This window comes from Wolbachia endosymbiont of Drosophila barbarae, assembly GCF_044752445.1.
GTDB lineage: Bacteria > Pseudomonadota > Alphaproteobacteria > Rickettsiales > Anaplasmataceae > Wolbachia > Wolbachia pipientis.
The window spans coordinates 1-4,343 of record NZ_JBIXJM010000171.1; the positions used below are offsets into that span (position 1 = coordinate 1).

Here is a 4,343-nt window from a genome sequence, read left to right on the forward strand (position 1 = left end):
GATTATTACAGTAACGGATCACAATGTTACTTGGGAAAAAATCCAAAATTGTCTTTATAATCTTTATGGAGAAGCAACATATAATAGCTGGCTGAGTTCACTAAAATTTGTCAGTAGCAGAAATGGGGAAGTTCTTTTATCCGTGTCAACAAGGTTTATAAAAGAGTGGATTACAGTTCATTACATGAAAAAAATATTATCATTATGGCAAAGCGAAGATAAAAGTATACGTTCTATTGATATTCAAGTAATTGAGGAGAGGAATTCAAATTTTAATGTTATACTAAAAAACAGAGAGGAAAGTAATCATAATCTTGGTTCGCCGCTGGATCCAAGGTTCACCTTTGATAATTTTGTAGTGGGAAAGCCAAATGAATTAGCATTTACGGCGGCAAAGCGTGTGGCAGAATCTATAGATCCAATATTAGGCAGCAATCCTTTGTTTCTATATGGTGGAGTGGGACTTGGTAAAACACATCTAATGCATGCTATAGCTTGGCACATAGTCAATTCCCCATCAGCAAAAAGAAAAGTGGTGTATTTATCAGCAGAGAAATTCATGTACCAATATATTACAGCGCTGCGAAGCAAAGATATTATGTTATTTAAAGAGCAATTTAGATCAGTAGATGTATTGATGGTAGATGATGTGCAATTTATCAGTGGTAAAGATAGTACACAAGAAGAATTTTTTCACACTTTCAATGCATTGATAGACCAAAATAAACAATTGGTTATATCAGCTGATAGGTCTCCTAGTGATCTTGATGGAGTGGAAGAAAGAATAAAATCACGACTCGGTTGGGGGTTGGTGGCAGATATTAATGAAACAACTTTTGAATTAAGGCTTGGTATATTGCAGGCAAAAGTGGAGCAGATGAATATGTATGTTCCGAAAGATGTCCTAGAGTTTTTAGCAAGGAACATAAAATCTAATATAAGAGAATTAGAAGGAGCATTAAATAAGGTTACCCATACCTCATTAGTTGGAAGAAGTATGACGGTAGAATCAGCTAGTGAAACCCTAATCGATCTTCTTAGGTCAAATCATAGGTCAGTCACAATAGAAGAAATACAAAAGAAAGTAGCTGAATTTTTCAATATAAAGGTTGCAGATATGCAATCCAATAGAAGGCTTCGCAGTCTTGCAAGGCCAAGACAAATAGCTATGTATTTTGCCAAAAAATTTACGCAAAAAAGCCTACCAGATATTGGGAGAAACTTTGGTGGCAGAGACCATGCTACTGTTATACATGCAGTAAAACAAGTAGAAAATTTTATAAAGACCGACTCAAAATTTGCTGATGAAATCAATCGATTAAAAAAAATGTTTAAGTAGCGTTTTTAAAATAGCTAATAACAAATCCTAAAATGAATCGACTATAGTTTTAATCCGTTTAAGTTTAAAATCTTCTGTTAGCTTCGCAGAATACATTTCCTTATTGTGTTGATTATAGAAGGTAAATTCGTGATCATCTAAATTTAGTATTGCAAAGCCAAAGCCAAAAAAGTTTCTAACCTCGTGTGCTAAGTAGTTTTTACCATTTAAATAGTCAAATTCTACATTTTGATAAACAGATTCTTGATCTTGAGCGTGTAATGATGCACCACCGTTTCCAACTATAATTTGGTCTGGAACATTATCCATTAATAAAATCTGGGCTATATGAATGTGGCCAGAAACTATGGTAGTAACATTGCTTGGAAATTTATCTCCAAAAGCTTCGATTTGTGTAAGATTACCATGGCTTTTTAATGTCAAAAATTCTTTTTTTGGAGATCTCCAAAGCGGTTTATGAGTTAAAAACCACATGGGCTTGTCAGAACTATTTTGTATCAATTTATCAAATTGCCTCTCAAAAGCATCAATTGTGCTTTGGGTTGTAAAAATATCCTCACCGGATGAAGAGTCGAAGATAAAAAATTTCATCGGTCCAGCATCTAAGGACCAACTAGAAACGAAGTTTCCACATTTTTCAGACGAAAAGGGGTATGAATCTAGATACCTGAACCATCCTTCATAAGCTCTATCACAACTCTCATGGTTTCCACGAACAAAAAGGAAAGGGGATTGTGATAAAATATCCTTTGCAGGCTCAAACCAATCAGCGTACCAAACTTCTTTATTATATCCATAAATATCGCCACACTTTTTTGTATTTCTACATTTTGTTTGTCTATAATGATAATCACCAACATGGATAATTAAATCTGGTTTATGAAGGGCGATTGAATCTAAATTTTTTTTTAAAGGCCAGCTATCTACCGAATTACATTCCTGCTGAAATAACATATTTATTCTACAGCCCGTGTCACCAATGAAAGCAATTTTATTAACCTTTTTTGGTAATATAGGAACCCGTAGATCCTCAATACTAATGTTTTTGGCACTTGTTTGTACTGTCAGTTCACAAACTGTTTCGTTATGATCACCATTGTTAATTGAGCTGCGATTCAGCATTTCTGTTTCCTCGCCATCAACATAAACAATGGGACACATGTCATTGTCCGTAATTGCGCGTATGCTTAGTTTATTTTCTGGGATAACTTGAGACCATGTGTATAATATTTGTGCATGGACGAAATGAAAGCTAGTTATAAGAGAGAGAGCTAAAAAAATAAAGATATTAGCTATATTCATTTGTATAAAAACCTAAGTTAAAAATTAGTAGTAAGGTTATCTTAAATGATTAAAATTTATAATCACAAAATTCATAATCAAATTATACAAACAATTTCTAAATTATTCTAGTATCAGATTGACACTCTAGATGAAAAATTCTAAAATGATTAAGTAATTTAAAATAATTATATAAAAACTAGAATATAGTGCGGCTGTGGTGGAATTGGTAGACACGCAGCGTTGAGGTCGCTGTGGCTCATAAGGCCTTGGAAGTTCAAGTCTTCTCGGCCGCACCAGTTTTTATCGCTGTTTAATATGGGTAAAAATGTTTATAGGAAATCAGAGTAGCAATAAGGTAGAAAGAGCTATCAGCGAAATCAGGCGCGGTCGGCCAATTGTAATATATGATGAAAGTAATTACCTATTGTTTGCTGCTGCTGAGGCTTTAGAAAGAGATTTATTTAATCAATACAAGCTTACATCAAGTAATGTATATGTTACTTTAACTTCAAGTAAGGTAAAATACATATCTCAGAATAAAGAACATAACAGCAAACGTCTGTTGGTGAATAATTTTGATGAACTGCTCTATTTAATAAACTGTTCAAAGGAAGATTGCATAAAAGAGTTGCAATGCTCAAAGACAATAGATGAATGTGCTATTGCCTTGCTTAAGTTCTCAGAATTATTGCCATACGCGTTAGTGGCTGATATGACTTTTGAGAATAACCATGAAATGCGAAATTGGTGCGAGAAAAATGACGTTATTGCACTGGACACGTCATTCATAAATAATTTTCAAGAAAATCAGGATGTATATGAAGTGTGCAAAACATCATTATTTTTAAAACAGACTCAAGAAGTAAATATCATATCTTATAGAACCGAAAGTGGTGGAAGAGAACATCATGCAATTATCATTGGCAATCCAGATAAAGATGACGAACCATTAGTGAGAATTCATTCTTCGTGCTATACGGGTGACTTGTTAGATAGCTTGTCATGCGATTGCAGAAGTCAGTTACATCAAGCAATTCAAATGATAGCTGACTCTGGAAGTGGTATTATATTGTATTTGATGCAAGATGGAAGAGGCATTGGTTTAACTAATAAGTTAAGAGCGTACAGTATGCAAAGAGGACATAATCTTGATACTGTTGATGCAAATAGAATATTGGGTTTTGAAGATGATGAAAGGAGTTTTGCTGTTGCAGCTAAAATGCTTAAGAAATTGAACATTAACAAAATCCAATTACTTACAAACAATGATAGGAAATTGTCAGAATTGGAAAGTAGTGGTATAGGAGTTACAAAGTGTCTACCACTTATTGTGGAACGTAATAAATATAACGATTCATATATGGAGACAAAGTTTGGTAAATTAGGCCATAGATTAAGAGTTTTTTAGCTTTTTTGCTGTAACTACTTTGTTAATTTGCTATGTTTATTAACATAAGTTAAGATTTTTAGGAATACTAAAATGCTAAGATTTTTTAAGCAAGAAAAAAATACTGAATCCTTAGATAAGGATATAAATTGGAATTCAAACCGCTACAGCACAGTTATTGCTCAAAGGAATATTCTACTTTTATTTGCATTAATATTATTAGCAACGATCTCTATCAGCATATTAGTCATATTTAAAATTAGCACAAGTAGCACTATTGAGCCATTTGTTATAGAAATTGACAAGAAATCAGGAATAGTGCAATTGGTTGAT

At 33.2% G+C, this 4,343-nt stretch carries 4 protein-coding genes and 1 tRNA gene; 4 read left to right on the forward strand and 1 reads right to left on the reverse strand.

Features of this window, described 5'->3' with window-relative positions:
* The first annotated feature begins 1 nt into the window (after position 1).
* The gene (gene dnaA, locus ACIPNH_RS03385) at positions 2–1,339 is read left to right on the forward strand and encodes a chromosomal replication initiator protein DnaA (RefSeq protein ID WP_400771729.1); all 1,338 of its coding nucleotides are present in this window, start codon (positions 2–4) and stop codon (positions 1,337–1,339) included.
* A gap of 27 nt (positions 1,340–1,366) precedes the next feature.
* On the opposite strand, the gene ACIPNH_RS03390 is transcribed toward dnaA, so the two are convergent.
* A complete protein-coding gene (locus ACIPNH_RS03390; RefSeq protein WP_006279778.1) occupies positions 1,367–2,641 on the reverse strand; it encodes a metallophosphoesterase in 1,275 nt (424 codons plus the stop codon).
* A 190-nt stretch (positions 2,642–2,831) separates the two neighbouring features.
* Between ACIPNH_RS03390 and ACIPNH_RS03395 the strand changes: the two genes are divergently transcribed.
* From ACIPNH_RS03395 to ACIPNH_RS03405, 3 genes are all read left to right on the forward strand, one after another.
* Positions 2,832–2,919: transfer RNA gene (locus ACIPNH_RS03395), tRNA-Leu, on the forward strand.
* Between the two features lie 29 nt (positions 2,920–2,948).
* Complete coding sequence (locus ACIPNH_RS03400) at positions 2,949–4,031, forward strand: GTP cyclohydrolase II (protein ID WP_010082649.1); 1,083 nt, start codon at positions 2,949–2,951, stop codon at positions 4,029–4,031.
* A gap of 72 nt (positions 4,032–4,103) precedes the next feature.
* A partial coding sequence (locus ACIPNH_RS03405) for a VirB8/TrbF family protein (protein WP_400771732.1) occupies positions 4,104–4,343 on the forward strand: 240 nt, incomplete at its 3' end.

Coding starts and splice junctions, on each gene's coding strand:
- ACIPNH_RS03400 (WP_010082649.1), top strand. CDS start 2,949: ATGTTTATAGGAAATCAGAGTAGCAATAAGGTAGAAAGAGCTATCAGC.
- ACIPNH_RS03390 (WP_006279778.1), bottom strand. CDS start 2,641: ATGAATATAGCTAATATCTTTATTTTTTTAGCTCTCTCTCTTATAACT.